The sequence below is a fragment of the Asticcacaulis sp. genome (assembly GCF_047605585.1).
Classification (GTDB): domain Bacteria; phylum Pseudomonadota; class Alphaproteobacteria; order Caulobacterales; family Caulobacteraceae; genus Asticcacaulis.
On record NZ_JASGFK010000001.1, the window covers coordinates 385962 to 405639 of the forward strand.

The following is a 19678-nucleotide window of genomic DNA, read 5'->3' on the forward strand; positions in this document are numbered from 1 at the left end:
ATCCGAGCCCTTGATTATTATATTGGTCTTATCAGCTTGCGTCTGTCATGACAGCTTTGTCAATGAATAAGACCCAAGTGCTTAAAACACTTGGGTCTTATTCATTTTTATTTTGAGAGCGGCCATGCGGGCATACCTCTCACATGGAGGCACGACCGGAAGGCAGACTACTTTCCGAAGGTCGCAACGGCTTCGGCGGCGAGACGGCTGATCTCAGCCCAATTGCCTTCACTCATCGCCTTTTCGGGGGCGACCCACGAGCCGCCGACGCACAGGACATTCGGCAAGGCCAGAAAATCGGCTGCGTTCTTTTCACTGATACCGCCCGTCGGGCAGAACTTGACCTGCGGCAGCGGACCGCCGATGCCCTTCAGATAGGGCACGCCACCGGCGGGCACTGCGGGGAAGAACTTCAGGTGGGTAAAGCCCCACTCCAGCGCCTTCATCACTTCCGAGGAGGTAGCCACGCCCGGCAGCAGCGGCAGGGCGTCCTGATGCGCCAGAGTCTTGGTCAGGCCCGGCGAAACGAGGAACTTCGCCCCGGCCTTTTCCGCCTTCTCGGCATCCTTCGGCGTCAGCACCGTGCCGGCGCCGACCACGGCCTCCGGACGTTCCTTCGAAATGAGCTTGATGGCATCCAGCGCGCAGTCGGTGCGCAGGGTGATCTCCAGCACCTTGATACCGCCGGCCAGCAGGGCATCGGCCAGGGGCAGGGCCTGGTCGAGCGACGGGATGACCATCACCGGCAGCACCGGGCCCATGGTCATGAATTTTTCTACATCGGGATGCGTGGACATAGGGGTCGTTTCCTCTTAAATTTCGCCTGCCCCATTCATGGGGAAGGTGGCATTGAGCGCAGCGAAATGACGGAAGGGGCAATTCCACTAGCGGAGGCCCCGCCCACCATCGCAAGCGATGGTCCCCCCTCCCCATAAATGGGGAGGGCGAGTGTTTCGCAGCTGATTAAGCCGTAATCTGCACGTCGGTTAAGGCGTTCGCCGAGCCAAGCAGCGCCGCGTACGGATGGATGATGATGCGCGATGGAATGCCGGCCACCATGCCCGCCAGCGGCGCCTTGGCCTCCATGCGGGCGCGGAAGCGCAGTTCGTCGACATGCTTGATCAGGCGCGGCGCAATGCCACCGGCGATAAACATGCCCGAGGTCGCGCCATGCGCCAGGGCCAGGTCACCGCAGACCGAGGCCATGATATCGAGGAAGGCCTCAACCGTGTAACGCGATCCGGTGGCGTCCTCGCCTTCCAGATGGGTGATCTGCGCAGGCGTCAGGTCCTCGGCGATCTCGCCGCGGATCATCGAAATGGCCTGATAGAGATTAACCAGACCCGGCCCGGACAGCAGCATCTCGACCGTGACACGGCCATGCTTCTTACGCAGGAAACGCAGGATTTCGCTCTCATAGTCATTGACCGGCGCGAACGAGATATGGCCGCTCTCGGTCGAGAGACAATAAGGCCCGAACTCGCCGCCGACCAGCACCGAAGCGCCGAAACCGGTGCCCGCGCCCATCACGGCATGAACATCGCCGAAGCCCTGCTTCACCGGCCCGATGCACTTGGTATCGCCCTCTTCGAGATGCGGCAGGGCAAAGGCCAGGCCGGCATAATCGTTGATCAGCCTGGCGCGGCGCGCACCGGTCGCCTTGGCCAGCAAACCTTCCTCGATCTCCCAATCAAGATTGGTGAACTTGATATGGCCGTTCTTCACCGGACCGGCCACGGCCACGCAGGTGTAATCGAAATCGGCCTTGACGCCCACCATGTCGAAATAGGCGGCCAGCGCCTTGTAGACATCCGTGTGGTCCGCCGTTTCCAGCGACTTGAAATGGGTCAGGCTGGTCTTGCCTTCGCGACGCTCCGCAACCGCGAAGCGGGCATTGGTGCCGCCGATATCGCCCACCAGACCCCGCAAGGGGCGGTTGAAGGACGTAGTGACCGAACTGGTCTCGAAATGCGCTGTCATTTATCTACCAAAAAACTGCGCCACCCTGGTCAGCCGGTCCTACCGCCCGCCGCATGTGCGCAAAAAGTTCCCGTCCCATGCCGTCCGCCTCTGCGGGCCGATCAGCATTTGCTCTTTGTGAAAACTCGGTGGCATCTCCGAGGAAGTCTATGGTGCCGGCCACGCAATCGACGCGCAGCACATCACCGTTACGCAGTTTCGCAATCGGTCCGCCGTCGACCGCTTCCGGCGTCAGGTGGATAACGGCAGGCACCTTTCCCGATGCCCCCGACATGCGTCCGTCCGAAACCAGCGCCACCTTGCGGCCGGCATCAAGGATGCTCGACAGCGATGGCGTCAGGCTGTGCAGTTCCGGCATTCCGTTGGCTTTTGGTCCCTGGAAGCGGACCACGCAAATGAAATCGCCTTCCGGCAGTTGTTTGGCCTTGAAGGCTGCCAGGAAATCGTCCTGGTCGTCGAAAACCACGCACGGCGCTTCAACGATCTGATGCTCCAGCTTGACGGCCGAAACCTTGGCCACCGAGGTGCCGAGATTGCCCTTGACCTCACGAAGCCCGCCTTCCGGCGAGAACGGATTGGAGACCGGGCGCAGGATGTTTTCATCGAGGCTCTGCTCAGGCGCATCGCGCCAGACAACCTGGCCATCCTGCAGCACGGGCTCGCGGGCGTAGTCCGCCATGCCCTGCCCCCAGATAGTCTGGACATCGGCGTGCATCAGGCCGGCGTTCAGCAGTTCCTTGATGACAAAGCCCATGCCGCCAGCGGCGTGGAAATGGTTCACATCGGCCGATCCGTTCGGATAGACGCGCGCCAGCAGCGGCACCACGGACGAGATCTTGTCCATGTCTTCCCAGGTCAGGATCACGCCGGCGGCGCGGGCCATGGCCGGCAGGTGCAGGGCGTGGTTGGTCGAGCCGCCGGTGGCCATCAGGCCGATGACGCCGTTGACGATGGCGCGGGCATCAATGATATCTGCCAGACGCGAAGGGGTTTTGGAATTCTCAGCCGACTTCGCCGCGCGCTCGACGGCGCACTGCGTCAGGGCGTCACGCAAGGGCGTGTTCGGATGGACGAAGGCAGCGCCCGGCACATGCAGGCCCATCATTTCCATCAGCATCTGGTTGGAATTGGCGGTGCCGTAGAAGGTGCAGGTGCCGGCGGAATGGTAGGAGGCCATTTCGGCGGCCAGAAGCGCATCGCGGCCGACTTCGCCGAGCGCATAGCGCGTGCGGACCTTGGCCTTTTCCGGGTTCGGCAGGCCGGAACCCATCGGGCCGGACGGCACGAAGATGATCGGCAAATGCGCGAACGACAGGGCGCCAATGACCAGGCCCGGCACAATCTTGTCGCAGATGCCCAGCATCAGGCCGGCATCGAAGGCATCGTGGCTGAGCGAAATAGCCGTGCTCATGGCGATGACATCGCGCGAGAACAGCGACATTTCCATGCCCGGACGGCCCTGCGTCACGCCATCACACATGGCCGGCACGCCACCGGCGACCTGCGACGTGGCGCCGAACTTGCGCGCCATACCACGGATCTTTTCCGGATAGTCGTGATAGGGCTGGTGCGCCGACAACATGTCGTTATAGGCCGTCACGATGCCGATATTGGGCACGGAATCGAGCGCCGCCTGGAGCTTTTCATCGGCGCTGGAGGCGGCCACGACGTGGGCATAGTTGGCGCAGGAGAGCTTCTTGCGGCGTGGTTCGTCGGCCTTGAAACGGTCAGCGCGCGCCATGAACTGGCCGCGCAAATCCTTCGAACGCTCGATAATGGCGTTGGTGACTTCGGCGATTACGGGATGCAGTGTCGTCATAATAATAGTCCTTAGCCCGCCCGGATCTCAACTTGCCCAGACGAATTCGACGTCGGTCGGGCATTGCGCGATAAACGCGCCGATCGGCGAGGTATAGGGGTCGGTGTCCTCGGTCGCGCCCTTGAGCGCGTCGAGCTTGGCCTGCCCCGTGATGTAAAAGAGAATGCGGCGCGAATTATTGATCGCCGGCACGCTCAGGGTAATGCGCGGCAATTTCGGCTCGGAACCATCCGTATGCGGCGACACCGGCAGCACCAGGCGCTCGGTCGTATAGACCTCGGCATTGACCGGATTATGTGGGAAGATCGAGGCATAGTGCGTATCCGGCCCCATCCCCATCAGGGCGAAATCGAAACGCGGCGCCTCGCCGTGATTGAGATCGCGCAGGGTCTTTTCCGCCTTTTCAGCGCAGGCGGCCTGATCATCGATATCCTGGATCAGCGTCAGAAACGCCATGCCCGTGTGATCCTTGCCCGCCAGCACCGGCGCCAGCGCCTCGCGCATCATGCGGGTGTTCGAGGCCGCGTCATCGACCGGCACAAAGCGCTCATCGACCTGGGCGAGCGTCACCCTGGTCCAGTCCAGCTCGGCATGGATCAGATGCTGATAGATCGGCTTGGGCGTGGTGCCGCCACAACCGATCCACACGGCCTGGCCGCGTGTATCGATGGCGTGCGCCAGGGCCTCGGCGATGGCGTCGGCGATATAGGTGCCGGCGCGCGCTGTATTGGCGAAGCAATGCACGGTCACGGTCTTGCCATGGGCATTCCAGGTCAGTACGTCTTCCGAGACGTTAAGCTTGTGCGCGGCCTCAGTCATTCCACATGCGTCCGTTATCGCGTTCGATCAGGCTGAAGGCGCTGACCGGACCGAAGGTGCCGGCCGGATACTTCTGCGGCTTCATATCCTTGTCGTTCCATGCCTTGATGATGCCATCCACCCAGGTCCAGGCGGCCTCGACTTCATCGCGGCGCACGAATTGCGCGTTGTTACCGTTCAGCGCATCCAAAATCAGGCGTTCATAGGCGATGCGGCGGCGCGGCGGCTTGCCGTCCTTGCTGTCATCGAAGGCCTTGATCAGCGACAGGCTGAGATCGAGCGGCTGCAAATGCACGCCTTCCGAGGTCAGGCCAGGCGCCTTGTTCATCAGGGTGAGCGAAATATCTTCTTCCGGCTGGAGGCGGATCAACAGGCGGTTGGCCTGGGCCTCCGGACCGAAGATCGAGTGCGGCAGCGGCTTGAACTGGATGACGATCTCGGTGGCACGCGACGGCAGGCACTTGCCGGTGCGCATATAGATCGGCGTACCGGCCCAGCGCCAGTTCTGGATCTCGGCCTTGATGGCGACGAAGGTCTCGGTATTGGAAGGCGAGCCCTTTTCCGCTTCATAACCGGCCACCGGATGACCGTCGGCAAAGCCCGGGCCGTACTGACCGCGCGCCGTGTTCGCCTGCACGTTATCGGCGGTGATGGGCTTCAGCGAGCGCAGCACCTTTACCTTCTCGTCGCGCAGGGCGTCCGAGGTCAGGGCCGAGGGCGGCTCCATGGCCAGCAGGCAGAGCAGCTGCAGCAGGTGGTTCTGCAGCATGTCGCGGATGGCGCCGTATTCGTCGTAATAGCCGAGGCGCTCGCCGACACCGACCGTTTCGGCAATGGTGATCTGGATATGGTCGATCGACTGGGCGTTCCACAGCGGCTCGAAGACCATGTTGCCGAAGCGCAGGGCGATCAGGTTCTGGACCGTTTCCTTGCCGAGATAGTGGTCGATGCGGAAGGTACGGTCTTCGGCGAAGGCGTGGGCGACGGAATCGTTGATCACCTTCGAGGTGGCCAGGTCGCGGCCGATCGGCTTCTCGATGATGACGCGGTTCGGCGCCTTGTTCAGGCCGGCGCGCTCGATATGCTCGCAGATGGGTTTGAACAGCGACGGCGAGACCGACAGGAAGAAGACGATGTCGAGCTTTTCGACGTCGCCCAGCTCGGCCTTCAGCTTCGAGCCCCAGTCGTCATGGGCGGCATCGAGCGCTACGTGGACAATGCGCTTGCGGAAACGGGCGAGCGCCTCAGGCGTCGACCATTCGCCGAAACGGCTGGTAACGGCATTGCCGATGCGGTCGACACAGACCTCTGTGCCGCAGTCTTCGCGGGCGACGGAAATGATACGCAGATCGTCGGACAGGAAGCCTTCCTGGTCGAGCATGGCCAGAGACGGCCACAGCATGCGCATGGCGAGATCGCCCGTGCCCCCGACAAGGACAAAAACCCGTTGGCGTGCGCCATTACTTCCAGAAGATGCCGACATGAGACCTTTTCGTTCCGAACCCGTGACCGCACCTCTTCTACACCGGGCTTAAGTCATGACAGCGTTGTCATAGCCCCTGTTTTCCGGCAGGTCAACAATGAATGTCAACGGGCGTCACAAATGCCTCGCCCGCAGCGGTCATATAGGCCATGCGGCGCTGCAAACACAAGGGCTGTCAGGGGATTTAGGCCAGTCACCGGCCTTTAAGATTTTAACCACGAAAAGCACCAAAAACACCAAAAGGCACGAAAATATGAGCCTGTTGAGTGATCTTGCCCGAAGGGCATATATTTGCCCTGCATTTGAGTATTTTCGGACGATGCTTCGCGTCGAAGTGACCGCACAAAGAAGTGTGTGCTTTTGGTGTTTTTGGTGCTTTTCGTGGTTAAATCTTAAATCGGCGGCAAAACGAGCGCGGTGCGCAGACCGGGCCCCGCGCCGTCGAATTCGCCCGGCCCCTCGGCCACTTCCAGCCGCCCCTTGTGCGCCACAGCCACGGCATCGACCATCGAAAGCCCCAGGCCCACGCCCGGCAGGGTGCGGGAATTTTCCAGCCGCACAAAACGCTCGGCAATGCGCCGGCGATCCTTTTCCGGCACGCCCGGCCCGGTATCGGTGATCGAAAACTCGATCTCGCGCTGGGAAGTATGGCGCAGGCGGAAGGTCACTCCGCCCTTCGGTGTATATTTGATGGCATTGTCGAGCAGGTTGGCCAGGGCCTGGGCCAGGAAATCGCGATTGCCGAAGGCGCGCACATTGCGCTCGATCTCGGCGTCGAACTCCAGCCCCTTGTCGGCCGCCACCGCCTCGAACAGCTCGGCCATGTCATCGGCCAGTTCGGTGGCGGAGAAGAACACCTGATCCGGCGCCTGGCCCTGCGCCTGCAGGCGCGACATGGAAAAGACCGTCTGAAAGGTGCGCAGCAGTTGGCCGGTTTCCTCCAGAGCCCCCGCCAGGGCGTCATGGGCTTGGGAAGGGTCCTTGTCGACCTCCAGCAGCGAGACCTCCAGCCGGGTGCGCAGGCGCGACAGCGGCGAACGCAGGTCGTGGGCGATGGCATCCCCGGCGTATTTCAGGTTGCCCATGGTCTTTTCCATGCGGTCGAGCGTCTGGTTGATGCGCATGCTGAGCGCGTCGAATTCGTCGCCGGAATCGCGTACCGAGATCCGCGCCTTGAGATCGCCCTCCTGCACCCGCTCCAGCACGCTTGTCACCCGCGCTACCGAGCGCGTGACCTCCTGGTTGATCAGGGTGCCGGCGAACAGCCCCAGAATCACTACCAGCAGGCCACCGCCGATCACCGCCTTGATCTCCTGCTGGAAGCTGTGATCGGCCCACGACATATCCATGGCGACATAGATGTAGAAATTGTCGTCCAGCCGCACCACGCGGCCCTGGAAGCGGCAACAGTTCGGATCGCTGGCCGAGGGCGAGGTGATATTGATCGAGGCCATCGGATTTTCGGCGCCGACCGCCTTCAGCCCCTCGCGGATGACGATATCCGGCAGGGCCTTGCCTTCCATGCGGGCGCGGCCGTTCTGGGCCAGCACCTGGCCGGAATTATCGAAGGCGCCCTTGGCGAAGACCCATTCCACGGCGTCGTCACCGAGGATTCTGGCCACCACGGCCGCATGGCCATCATGGGCGTCGATGTCCTTTAGGCTCTTGATGCGCGCATCGACCGAGGCATTGCCCCAGGCGCGCGATTCCGTGGTGGTGGCGAGGTAGATATAGCCGAAAACCAGCGCCGCTACGAAGACATAGACGCACAGGAAAACAAGCGTCAGCCGGAAGGGCGTCTGCCTGAAAAAGTTCGGCCGCAAAATGGCAAGCGCATCCACCCGCCGCCAGATGGCGTCGATCATTTGCTTGCGGGTTTCGGAGGAGGCTTCAGGCATGTTTATCCTTATACCTCCCCACCTCTGGTGGGGAGGGGGACCGACGCGCCCTTGCGCGTTGGTGGTGGGGCTTCTGGCTGTCTTTGCAGGGCCAGCAACCGGACGCCAACGGCGCCAATTTCAGATGCACAAATGCTGTATGGGCGGGCGAGAGCAACCTTAGACCTTGATCTATCCATCGCGCCTTCTCAGGAAAGTAAGAAACCCCACCACCACACCCTTCGGGCGCGGTTCCCCTCCCCGATCAAGTCGGGGAGGTACAGGAAATTACGCCTTAAGCTGATACCCTTCGCCGCGGACCGTATGCAGCATCGGGCGGTCGAAATCCTTGTCCAGCTTGGAACGCAGGCGCGAGATATGCACGTCGATGACATTGGTCTGCGGGTCGAAATGATAGGCCCAGACCTTTTCCAGCAGCATGGTACGCGTCACGCTCTGGCCGACATGGCGCATCAGGAATTCGAGCAGCTGGAATTCGCGCGGCTGCAGGTCGATCACCTTGGTCTGGCGCTTCACCACGCGTGAAATCAGGTTCATCTCCAGGTCGCCGACGCGCAAGATAGTCTCGACCGTATCCTTGTCCTTGCGGCGCCCCAGAGCTTCGACCCGCGCCACCAGTTCGGTCAGGGCATAGGGCTTGACCAGATAATCATCGGCGCCGGCGCGCAGACCCGACACACGGTCTTCCAGCTCGCCCAGCGCCGAGAGGAACAGCACCGGCACATCGAGACCGTCGGCGCGCAGGGTCTGCAGCATGGTCACCCCGTCCATCACCGGCATCATGCGGTCGAGAATGATGACATCCGGCACTTCCGCCTTGATCGCGTCCAAGCCTTGTGCGCCATCCCCGGCCAGCCGCGCCTCGATACCGGCTTCCTTCAGGCCCTTCTGCATGTTTTGCGCAGCTTCTACATCATCTTCGACAATCAGGACGTTCATAACGACTCTCATTAATTTCCAAAGAAAAAAGGGTCATAACATGCGTTACGACCCTTTTCCTCTTAAAATTTGGCAATTAACCGCAAGCTGTTACTTCTTGGCGTCAACGTCCTTGAGCGACAGCGGCAAGGCCACATTGCGACCCTCACGACGCACCAGCAAGAGGATGCTCGGGCGGTTCTGCTTCTTGAGGTCCGCCACGATGCCGCTGAACTGCGACTGGGTGGTGACCGGCTGGTTGTTGGCCAGCATGATCACATCGCCTGGCTTGAGGCCCTTCTGCGCGCCGTCCGAATTATCGGCGACATCGGTAATGACCAAACCGTTGCTGGAATCATCCAGGCCGAAGGCCTTGCGGACGTCCGGCGTGATCGCCTTGACCGACAGGCCGATGACCGGCGGCGTGCCGCTGGCCGAACCGCTCGACGAGTCGTCATCGTCCGTTGTGCCGCCAGCGCCCTTGGCCAGGTCTTCTTCCGAAGGCCGCAGGGCGGCGGTCACGGTGACATTGACCATCTTGCCGCTACGCAGTACGCCCAGGGTCACCTTCTCGCCGACCTTGATATCGGCGATACGGCGGGTCAGCTCGGTCGGGCTCTTGACCGGATTGCCATTGACCGTCTTGACGATATCGCCCAGCTGGACGCCCGCCTTGTCGGCCGGGCCGCCACGGGTGGTTTCGGCGATATAGGCGCCGGTCGTATCGGTGATGCCGAGCGCTTCGGCATTTTCCTGCGACACGGGCTGTATGGTCACGCCGATATAGCCGCGCTCGATCTTGACGCCCTTCATCAGCTGGCTGGTGATCTTGGCAGCCACGTCCGAGGGAATGGCGAAGCCGACACCGGCATTGGCGCCCGAAGGCGTGACGATGGCGGTATTGACGCCGATCACCTTGCCGTAGAGATCGAAGGTCGGGCCGCCGGAGTTGCCTCTGTTGATGGCGGCGTCGATCTGCAGGTAGTCGGTATAGTCCGGGCCGGAAGAATTGTCGCGCAGGTCGCGGCCATAGGCCGAAACGATGCCGGCGGTGGCGGTGTTGGAGAAGTTGAACGGGTTACCGACGGCGATGACCCAGTCACCGACGCGCGGCTGCTTTTCCAGCTCCCAGCGCACGAACGGGAAGTCCGTGCCGTCGACCTTGAGCACGGCCAGGTCGGTGCCGACATCGCGGCCGACCACGGTCGCCTTCAGTTCCTTGTCATTGGTCAGCTTGACGGTGATTTCGTCGGCGCCGTCGATGACGTGGTTGTTAGTGACGACATAGCCATCGGCCGAGATAAAGAAGCCGGAGCCCGCGCCGCGGACTTCCTGTTCCTTCTGGCCGGAACCATCGTCCTGGCCGGGGAAGCTGAAGCCCGGCAGAGACGGGATGCCTGTGTCGATCTTCATCTTGCCCTTGGTCTCGATCGAGACCACGGCGGGGGAGACGCGCTCGATCAGGTCGGCGAAGGACATGGGCGCGCCGGCGGGCGGCTTTACCGGGGTAAGGTCGGCGGTCTTGATAAGCTGGGCGCCATCATAACCGGCGCCGATGCCATGCGTGCCGAAGCCGGTAATGGCGGCGCCGGCAACACCCGCGCCCAATACCAGACCTGCCACCGCGCCACCCACGGCCGAGCGGTTCTTCAATAGCGCTTTGAAATTCCAATTCCCCATAGTCTTACCTTTTAATTCCGTACGAATAAGCCGCGTCTGGCCATATATCCAGGGAGATATCTGAGCGTTAAGCGGGGCAATTACAACCATAAACCTGCGGAGATCCCTCCGGAATCCCCGTTTGCAACGATGTAATCAAAGCGGTGAGGCAAAATCGTGACCTCAATCGCGTTTCTTCATGATATCGCGAAGCTTTTCCGCCTCCGTATCAGTCAGGATATAATCACTTGATTCAACTGATTTTTGCCTCGAAAACCACAACCCTGCCGCGCCCAGAATGGCGATCAGAGGCGGTATCAGCCACAAAAGCAGGTTGGATGACGAAAATCTCGGCCGAAAAAGAACATAATCGCCATAGTGGGCAAACAGCTCTTGCCGGATCTGCGCATCCGTCTTGCCGGCGGCGATATCGGCACGGATTTCCCGGCGCATGTCTCCGGCGATCTGGGCGTCCGAGTCGGCGATGCTTTCGCTCTGGCACTGGACACAGCGCACCTCGGTAAACAGCTGCCGGGCGCGGGCGTCTTCCTGCGGTGTGGCGGCAAAGGCGTGTAACGGCAGGAGAAGAAGGAGGAACAGCCGGTATATTCGTTTCATTGCTTTCGCGTCACTGTCTGTAAAGGAAAAAATCGCAAAGCCGCAGGACAACAAATGCCCCGAAAAGCAAAACCCAACCACATGAAACTATCAGAGCATTTCTACGCCGGCCTTGATTTACCTTATCAACCGTCATCTCCGCGTTATTTAGAAGAGTACCTTCCTGAAGCCTTTTCTTCGTCGCTTTTTCGGCAAAGATGATTTGAAGAATTGCGATGAAAAGAGCGAAAACACCCGCCGCAAAAATCGAGAAAAGTACAGGTGTGCTGATCTGAGACATTTAGCCTTCCTCCGATCTCCCCCTACCTTTAACAGGCTTCTTCACAATCCCCAGCCGCAGCCGCCGGTCGCACAGACTCAAAACGCCGCCCAGCGCCATCAGCAGCGGCCCGAAGAAGATCAGCCGTACCCACGGATTATAGAAGAAGCGCACCTGCCATGAGGTATGGCCACCGGCATCGGTCTGGGGCTCGGCCATCACCACATAGAGATCGTCAAGCGGTGTAAAACACAGGGCCACCTTGCTCTGCACCTGGTCTGAGGCCGGATAGAAGCGCCGCTGCGGCCGCGGCTGGCAGATCACCCGGCCACGTCCGTCCTTCGCCTCGAACGCCCCGCCCTGAGCATCGTAATTGGCGCCAGGCGCCTGATAGAGCGACTTAAACGTCAGTTCGTACTGCCCCAGCGTCACACTGTCGCCGACGGCCATCGGCTGCATGACGCTGAGCTTCTGATGGCTTTCCACCACCGCCCCCAGCACGAAGACGCCCAGGCCGATATGGGCCAGGATCATGCCCCAGGTGGCCAGCGGCACGCCCGGCAGACGGCGCAAGGCGACACCAACCGCATTCAGGCGGAAATCGAGCGCCTGCATCAGGGTGCGGACCGTGCCGAACACCAGCCAGAAGCCAACGATCAGGCCGATGAGATAGCCCGCCTCGCTGAACAGGTTCGCCCCCTTGTAGAACAGCGAGCCGACCGCCGCCACCAGCACCGCCACGGCGAAGGCCGCCGCCAGCCGTTGCAGCACCCCTGTCAGGTCGGCGCGCTTCCATGCCATCAGGGTCGAGACCGGCACCAGCAGCAGGGCCACGATCATGATCGGCCCGAAGACCGCCAGGTAGTAGGGCGCCCCCACCGACATGGTCTTGTCGAACAGGGCCTGCATCAGGATGGGATAGAGCGTGCCGAGGAAAACCGAACAGAGGGCGGCGGAGATCAGCAGGTTATTGAGCACCAGGGTGGTTTCGCGGCTGATCGTGGCGAACAGGCCGCCGGGCGTAAGCGAAGGCGCGCGCAGGGCAAACAGAGCAAAGCCGCCACCGGCGGTCAGCAACAGGATCGTCGCCAGAAGGATGCCGCGCTGCGGATCGACGGCAAAGGAATGCACGCTCGTGAGAAGCCCCGAACGCACCAGGAAGGCGCCCATCATCGAGAAGGTAAAGGCCAGCAGGCCGAGGAACACCGTCCAGGCCTTGAGCGAGTCGCGCTTTTCCATGACGATGGCTGAATGCAGCAAGGCCGTTGCCGCCAGCCACGGCATGAAGGAGGCGTTCTCGACCGGGTCCCAGGCCCACCAGCCGCCCCAGCCCAGTTCATAATAGGCCCAGAAGGCGCCAAGCGTAATGCCGATGGTCAGGAAGCTCCACGCCAGCAGGGCCCACGGCCGCACCCAACGCGCCCAGGCGCGGTCCAGCCGCCCCTCGATCAGGGCCGCCACGGCGAACGAAAAGACCACCGACATGCCGACATAGCCGAGATAGAGCATGGGCGGATGGAAGGCCAGGGCCGGGTCTTGCAGCGCCGGATTGAGCGATTGTCCCTGCAACGGCGCATCCGCCAACCGCGCCAGCGGGTTGGATGAGAACAGGGTAAAGCCGACAAAAGCCGCCCCAAGCCCCCCCTGTACGCCGAGCGCTTTCAGGCGCAGGCTTTCCGGCAGGCCTTGTCCGCGCAAGGTGATCATGGCGCCATAAACCAGCAGAATCGTGCACCACAGCAGCATCGAGCCTTCGTGCGAACCCCAGGCGCCGGAAATCTTGTACAGCAGCGGCTTGTCGGTGTGCGAGTGTTCGTAGACATTCACCACCGAGAAGTCGGAGCGGATAAAGGCGAAGATCAGTATGGCGAAGCTAAGCGCGATCGCCACGGCACCGGCCAGAGACGCGCCCTCGGCATAGCGTGCGATCCCGCCCCTGCCCTTGCCGAGCACGACGAACACCGCCTGCGCCAGTGAGAAGCAGAAGGCGAGAACCAGACAGTAGGTGCCGATTTCACTGATATGGGTCATGCAATCTATTCTCCTCCCCTGCGCAGCGGGGGAGGTGTCGAGCAAGCGGAGCGCGTCGAGACGGAAGGGGCCCCTGCAACGTCAGCAGGCCCCCTCCGGCCAGACAAGCTGGCCACCTCCCCCGCTGCGCAAGGGAGGAGATTTTTGTTTGTCACCCTCATTGAAACGGCCTCTGCACCGGCTTGGGCTTATCCATACCGGCCTCCGGTCGCCATTCCCCCTGCTTTTCCAGCTCTTTTTGCACATTTTTGGGAATATACTTCTCGTCGTGCTTGGCCAGGACCTGCGTCGCCTTCAGGGCCGTCGCCCCCGTCACCTCGCCCTCGCACACAACCCCCTGCCCCTCGCGGAACAGATCCGGCAGTTCGCCCTTATAGATCACGGCGATCTCTTTCAGCTTGTCCTGCACGATAAATTGCGTCGTACCATCCGGTGTCTTTACCACACTGCCCGGCTTGACCAGCCCCCCCAGCCGCACCGTCTTGCCAACCGGCACCTTCGCCTCGATCCACTGCGCCGGCGTGTAGAAATAGACCACCGTCCCCTTCAGCGCATACAAGCTCAGGCCCACGGCGGCGAGAAATACCGGCGCGGCGATCAGGAAGATGGTCAGGCGCCGGCGTGCCTTCACTGACTTCGGCCAGAAGCCCATCAGTTGACCTCCGGTCGGCACGCCGCTTTTTTGCGTTGCGCTACCGCTTCGCTGCTTGAGCGCGACTGTGCCTTCACTGACTTCGGCCAAAAGCCCATTACTTCGACTCCCCTTCCGACCCGACGCGCGTTTGCGATTTGGCCAGGATATCGGCGATCACTTCGGGCCGGCCGGCATAGTGCTTTGTCATGGCGGCCTGCGCCTCGGCGCGGCGGCGCTTGTCGCCCAGCACATCATAGGAGCGCAGCAGACGCGCCCAGCCATCGGCATTTTCCGGATCGGCTTTCAGTTGCGCCTCCAGCGACGTCACCATGCCGGAAATCCGATCACTCATCGCCTTCGCCGCCGCTTCCGCCGGCCCGATGCTGGCCAGCGCTGCCTGTACCTGCGGCCGGTTGACATAATCCGGCGCCATGCTGTTCAGCGCCGCCGTATAATGGCTGCGCGCCGCCGCATACTGGCCATCCGCCAAGGCCTGCTGGCCGAGATAATAGTGCGCCCGCGCATCGTTCGGATTGAGTTGCAGGGCCTTTTCGAAGGCCTGCATCGCCTCCGCGCCGCTGGTGCCGCCACCGACAAAGGTCAGGGCCTCGCCCAGTTCCGACCAGGCGGTAAAGGTTTCCGGTGCAAGCGCCCGCGCCTTCTCGTAATCCTTGGCGCCATCGTAATTATTGCCGGCCAGCATGTCGATGCGGCCCAGGAACAGCCAGTAAGTCACGTCATTGGCGTGCCCCTTCTGTCCCTGACGCAGCACGGCCGCCATGGCCTGCGGCGGCAGGACATCCGGATTGGTCTGGGCCAGGCGCGTCCAGGTCTGCAGGCGCCGCTTGTAGGGCTGGTCAGGCTGGTCCGGATGGCCGACCGTCAGATAGACCGCCACGCTCAGCACCGCCACGGCGCCCAGCGCGATATAGCCGTGAAGCGGTTTCAGGGCTGCCGTTGCTTCCCCCGCCTCACTGGCCTTCAGCAGGGCCCGCGCCGCCTGGGTGCGTTCTTCCTCGCCCTGGCTTTCGTCGATCTCGCCCTTGGCGACCCGGCGTTCGACATCGGCGACAAATCCGGCATAGAGCGCCTTTTCCTGCACCAGTCCGGCCGTCTCCCGGCGCAGACGCTGCCAGGCGACGGCCAGCGCGATCAGCGCCGCGCAGATCAGCACGCAGGTCAGGAAGAAGAGGAGCATGTCGCCTCAATAGCCCATTTCAGGCCAAAAGAAAGCCTGTCGCGTTTCCGTTATCGTTATCAGGCGACGTTTTTGGACGGATTCATCAGGTCTGACGACGCGACACGTCGTCGCGCCACCTGGGCCTTTTCCTCGCCGCACAGGGCTTCCATCAGGTCGGTGACGCGCTCAAAGCCGCCCAGGAGCTGCTCGCGGTCGAAGGGGTCTTCGCCATTGGCGATGGACAGCAATTCGGTGAAATAGGCATCCAGGCTGGCTTCGCAGGCCTCGGTCGTCTTGGCGTGCAGCGAGGCAAACCCGCCGGCATTGGCGATGTGACGGACCTCACGCATGAAGGCCAGGGCGCCGTGCGCCTGCGCCATCTGGGTCTCGTTCGGCACATGGGCGAAGTCCGGCACGTCCTTTTTCATGCGGCCGTAAACACGTTCGGTGCGCGTCGGCAGCGCCTTGTCCAGCGCCTTTTCCGCGCCCTTGATCTGCTGTTCGACCAGCCCGGCCACCACCTGCTGCGCTTCGGTGACCCGCTTGCCCCACGGCCCGCCGCGCGACAGCTCGATATATTGCCCGAAGGCCTGCAACTGGCCGAGACAGCTGGCGATCCGTCCGCCGGCCGCGCCGGGATCCTCGCTGGCCTTGCCGCCTGTCGTGTTTTTGCCGCCCATAAAGGCTTTCAGCTCTGCCAGGTCGCTTTCGATGCGGTCGAGGATGCGGTCGCCGAAATCCGCCATTTCCGACTCGGCCAGGAAACGGTCACTGGGTCGGTCGGAAACCGTGGCGACGAACTTGACGATCTGCGCCCCGTCTTCGAGATTAGCGAAGATGATCTCCATAAAGCGTGTGCCGCTTTCGGTATCGAGATCGCTGGCATCCTTGAACATGACGCGCAGGGCGGCGGCCTTGTCGGCATCGATCCTGCCCATGAAGTCGCCCAGGCGTCCCAGCACCTGCCGGGCGAGGCGGTGCAGGTCGAGATAATGACCGAACTCGACCACCTCGTCGCGTTCCTCATCGGTCGCATCCTTGCGCAGCAGCAGGTCCGGCGCGGTGCGGCAGATATGGGCGCCGGCCGTCACCAGCCGGAAGAAGACCACCGGCGTCGGGTCTTCGGTGCGCAGGGACCGTAGTGCGTGACGCGCCTCTTCCTGCAGCTCCGGTTCGCGGCTTTCCAGCGCCGACCACAGGGTATTGATGATCCAGTTCGGGAAGCTGACACCGACCAACCCGTCCGTGCGTGGCTCGAACAAAGGCATGAAGGGCGCGAAAACAGCCCGGCAGGTATGGCGGAATTCCATTTCGCTGGAGATCAGGTCGCGAACGGCAACCATTTTCGGCTCACTGGTCAGGCCCAGCGCCATTTCGAGCGAGCGCAGGGAGGCCTGGGGCAGGCTGCGGACCAGTCCCCGGAGCAGAATTTTGCGCTTTTCGGCTATCTCGCTCAAAACGGTCACAATCCCTTACGCCGAAACGCTTACAGAAGCGGCCATGATAGGGAGACTTAGGTTAATTTTGTCTGACGGCAGCCGATTACCTCAGCCCCTATTCCTGCAGATTGGCCGGCAGTTTCGCCACCACCTTCAGACCGCCCCACACCGAGCGCTCGAACCTCAGCTGACCGCCATAGGCGCGCACCAGTTCATCGACGATCGACAGCCCCAAACCCGAGCCGGGCACGCTCTCATCCAGCCGCGCCCCGCGCTTCAAAACCTCGTCGAAACGGGACTCATCCAGCCCCGGTCCGTCGTCCTCTATGGCCAGGTTCATGGTCTGGTCGGCCTCAAGAAAATCCGCCGTGATCCGCACCTTGCGCTGGCACCAGATACAGGCATTTTCCAGCAGGTTGCCAGCGATCTCCTGCAGGTCCTGCTTTTCGCCACGAAAGGCCAGAGCCTCCGGCGCGCGCCAGTCGATGACCACACCCTTGTCCTGAAAGACCTGTTCCAGCATCACCGCCAGTTCGTCGAACACCGGCTCGACCGGGGTGCGTTCGCCCATGGCCTGTGAACGCGCCGCCGCCCGTGCCCGGCGCAGGTGGTGATCGACCTGGGCCCGCATGGTCTCGGCCTGCTTGCGCATGGTTTCCGGCAATACGCCCTCGGCCTCGCCCGCCGTCGCCATCAGCACCGACAGCGGCGTCTTCAGCGCATGGGCCAGATTGCCGACATGCATGCGCTGGCGCTCCACCACCTCCTGCGAATAGTCGAGAAAGGCATTGAGCTGAGCGGCCACCGGCGTGATCTCGGCCGGATAGGTCTTGGTCAGGCGCTGCTGCCGCCCGCCCTGCACGGCGGCGATTTCGCCCGTCAGGTCGAACAGGGGGCGCAAGCCCACCCGCACCTGTACGAAGATGGCCGCCAGCGAGCCCAGGGCCAGCACGATCAGTGCACCGGCCGTCAGGAAGGCAAAGGTGCGCACATCTCTTTCGACAGGCGTAGAATCCTCACCCGCCATGAAAACATAGGCCTTGCCGCCGACCATGGAATAAATGACCGCGACCCGCAAAGGCTCCCCCACTGGCCCGGCACCGTTGTAGAAGACACTGGTGCCATTATGCGCCTTGGCGTCGGCCAGTACCTTTGCGGGAAGGGCCAGCTGCTCATTCCACAAGGAACGTGAGGTAACAGGTGCCGCCAGCACCCCCTTGGCGTCCACCTCTCCCACCTGCCAGTACAGGCCCGAATGAATGATAACCGAGCGGGCATCGACGAAACGAGAGGTATCGATGCCATTGGCGTCGATATTGACGACCGAGAACAGATTGTCGGCCAATTGACCTACCCGCTCCTGGAAACGGTTCATTGTCACTTCATGGAAATAGGCGGTCAGGGCAATGCCGGTGATCACCAGCGAGCAGATGAACCACACCGAGGCCAGGCGGATCAGCCGCCCGACCAGCGAATCCCTGCGCGTCAGCCGGCGCCAGAGCTTGCCGGCGGCAATGACGACAGGCGCGGGGGCGTCATCGCTCACAGATCGCTGATCTCGTCATGCAGGGGCTTGAGGCGATAACCCAGGCCGCGCACTGTCTCGATCCGGTCGGTGCCGATCTTCTTGCGCAGCCGGCCCATGAAGACCTCAATGGTATTGGAATCGCGGTCAAAATCCTGATCGTAGAGATGCTCGACCAGTTCGGTGCGCGAAATCACACGGCTTTGATGCAGCATCAGATAATGCAGCAGGCGGTATTCCAGCGAGGTCAGGCGCAGGGGCTCACCATTGACCGAGGCGCGCGCCGCTCTTGGGTCGAGCCGCACGCCGCCGCACACCAGCATGGGCTGGGCATGGCCGGCGGCGCGTCGCACCAGGGCGCGCAGGCGGGCCAGCAGTTCCTCGGTATGAAAGGGCTTGGTCAGGTAATCGTCGGCCCCGGCATCGAAGCCCGACACCTTGTCGCTCCAGGCGCCGCGCGCGGTCAGGATCAGCACCGGCGTGGACTTGCCCTCGCGGCGCCAGCGTTCCAGCACCGACACCCCGTCGATCTTCGGCAGGCCGAGATCAAGAATAATGCAGTCATAGGGTTCGGTATCGCCCAGGAAATGCGCTTCCTCGCCATCCGGCGCGTGATCGACCACATAGCCGGCATCGCTGAGCGACGCCTTCAACTGGCGTGACAGGTCGGGATCGTCTTCGGCAAGCAGGATTCTCATAGGCGTATCTAATCCAGAAAATGTGACGCACTTTTGGCCTGAAAGACCCGATTGTCAAAGCGCGACGAGGCAAAAAATAAATCTGCGCGAACGCAGGTCGTCAGAAATTACCGTTCTCCAATAATACGGCCCGAATCGGCATCGACCAGCAGATCGACGCGCCCGTGGTCGGTCGCCACGCGCACCCAGAAAACGGAACCGCTCTGCGGGCCGGCGTCAAGCACACGCCCCCGCCGTGCGGCCACCTGCATGGCGCGATTGATGCGATCGTCACGGTTCTGCAGCTGCCCGCCGCCATCGAAACGTTGGCGATCCTGGCCGGAGGACTGAACCTGACGGGACTGAGGCTTCTGAACCTGACGATCCGAAGGTTGGCGATCGGGCAGCTGACGGTCAGGCACCTGGCGTGCCGGCGGCCGGCGATCGTCATCGTCCCGCTGGCGATTGCTGCCACTGCGAGACCGGTCATCATCGTCACGGCTCTTCTTGTTGCCGGCCAGCATCAGTACAGCCTCGTCAAAGCCGGCGCGCGCCATAGGTCCCGCCACGGCCGTTGCCGGGAGAGCCACCGGTGCGAAGACCAGGACAAGACTCAAGAGGGACCAAATCTGTTTCATGACGACGTTTATAGGGGCGCAGACCTGAACCTTATCTGAACAGACCCGTCAGGGAAGCAGATATTACGAAAAAATACAATTTCCGCGTTATTCGCCCTGCC

Annotated in this window: 17 protein-coding genes; all 17 read right to left on the bottom strand. The window is 62.1% G+C overall.

The features are described 5' to 3' along the window. Positions 1-167: 167 nt before the first annotated feature. The 17 genes from eda to QM647_RS01875 all read right to left on the bottom strand — a co-directional run bounded on the left by eda (position 168) and on the right by QM647_RS01875 (position 19577). Complete coding sequence (eda, locus tag QM647_RS01795; protein ID WP_414993752.1) at positions 168-797, bottom strand: bifunctional 4-hydroxy-2-oxoglutarate aldolase/2-dehydro-3-deoxy-phosphogluconate aldolase; 630 nt, start codon at positions 795-797, stop codon at positions 168-170. 166 nt (positions 798-963) lie between these two features. After that, positions 964-1980 carry a glucokinase gene (locus QM647_RS01800; RefSeq protein WP_414993753.1) on the bottom strand — a complete coding sequence of 339 codons (1017 nt, stop codon included), beginning with the start codon at positions 1978-1980 and terminating at the stop codon, positions 964-966. Between the two features lie 4 nt (positions 1981-1984). Beyond that, positions 1985-3799 carry a phosphogluconate dehydratase gene (gene edd, locus QM647_RS01805; RefSeq protein WP_414993754.1) on the bottom strand — a complete coding sequence of 605 codons (1815 nt, stop codon included), beginning with the start codon at positions 3797-3799 and terminating at the stop codon, positions 1985-1987. A 27-nt stretch (positions 3800-3826) separates the two neighbouring features. Beyond that, a complete protein-coding gene (pgl, locus tag QM647_RS01810; protein WP_414993755.1) occupies positions 3827-4618 on the bottom strand; it encodes a 6-phosphogluconolactonase in 792 nt (263 codons plus the stop codon). Further along, positions 4611-6101 carry a glucose-6-phosphate dehydrogenase gene (zwf, locus tag QM647_RS01815; protein ID WP_414993756.1) on the bottom strand — a complete coding sequence of 497 codons (1491 nt, stop codon included), beginning with the start codon at positions 6099-6101 and terminating at the stop codon, positions 4611-4613. The genes pgl and zwf overlap by 8 nt, the downstream gene beginning before the upstream one ends. A gap of 392 nt (positions 6102-6493) precedes the next feature. Next, entirely contained in the window at positions 6494-7999 is a 1506-nt protein-coding gene (locus QM647_RS01820; RefSeq protein WP_414993757.1) for a sensor histidine kinase, read from the bottom strand. Positions 8000-8266: 267 nt separating this feature from the next. Then, positions 8267-8938, bottom strand: a complete 672-nt coding sequence (locus QM647_RS01825; protein ID WP_414993758.1) for a response regulator transcription factor — start codon at positions 8936-8938, stop codon at positions 8267-8269. A 90-nt stretch (positions 8939-9028) separates the two neighbouring features. Further along, positions 9029-10597, bottom strand: coding sequence for a Do family serine endopeptidase (locus QM647_RS01830; protein ID WP_414993759.1), 1569 nt, complete (start codon positions 10595-10597; stop codon positions 9029-9031). A gap of 162 nt (positions 10598-10759) precedes the next feature. Next, positions 10760-11194, bottom strand: coding sequence for a cytochrome c-type biogenesis protein CcmH (locus QM647_RS01835; RefSeq protein ID WP_414993760.1), 435 nt, complete (start codon positions 11192-11194; stop codon positions 10760-10762). Between the two features lie 10 nt (positions 11195-11204). Then, positions 11205-11474 carry a hypothetical protein gene (locus tag QM647_RS01840; RefSeq protein ID WP_414993761.1) on the bottom strand — a complete coding sequence of 90 codons (270 nt, stop codon included), beginning with the start codon at positions 11472-11474 and terminating at the stop codon, positions 11205-11207. Then, positions 11475-13484: a heme lyase CcmF/NrfE family subunit gene (locus tag QM647_RS01845; RefSeq protein WP_414993762.1), complete on the bottom strand. Its 2010-nt coding sequence runs from the start codon at positions 13482-13484 to the stop codon at positions 11475-11477. Between the two features lie 157 nt (positions 13485-13641). Beyond that, on the bottom strand, positions 13642-14136 hold the full coding sequence (gene ccmE / locus QM647_RS01850) for a cytochrome c maturation protein CcmE (RefSeq protein ID WP_414993763.1): 495 nt from the start codon (positions 14134-14136) through the stop codon (positions 13642-13644). A 97-nt stretch (positions 14137-14233) separates the two neighbouring features. Next, positions 14234-15316: a c-type cytochrome biogenesis protein CcmI gene (gene ccmI / locus QM647_RS01855; RefSeq protein WP_414993764.1), complete on the bottom strand. Its 1083-nt coding sequence runs from the start codon at positions 15314-15316 to the stop codon at positions 14234-14236. Positions 15317-15375: 59 nt separating this feature from the next. Continuing rightward, positions 15376-16755: a hypothetical protein gene (locus tag QM647_RS01860; protein WP_414993765.1), complete on the bottom strand. Its 1380-nt coding sequence runs from the start codon at positions 16753-16755 to the stop codon at positions 15376-15378. A 97-nt stretch (positions 16756-16852) separates the two neighbouring features. Then, positions 16853-18283, bottom strand: coding sequence for an ATP-binding protein (locus tag QM647_RS01865; RefSeq protein WP_414993766.1), 1431 nt, complete (start codon positions 18281-18283; stop codon positions 16853-16855). Then, complete coding sequence (locus tag QM647_RS01870) at positions 18280-18960, bottom strand: response regulator transcription factor (protein WP_414993767.1); 681 nt, start codon at positions 18958-18960, stop codon at positions 18280-18282. Before QM647_RS01870 ends, QM647_RS01865 begins: the two co-directional genes overlap by 4 nt. A 107-nt stretch (positions 18961-19067) precedes the next feature. After that, on the bottom strand, positions 19068-19577 hold the full coding sequence (locus QM647_RS01875; protein WP_414993768.1) for a hypothetical protein: 510 nt from the start codon (positions 19575-19577) through the stop codon (positions 19068-19070). Positions 19578-19678: the final 101 nt, after the last annotated feature.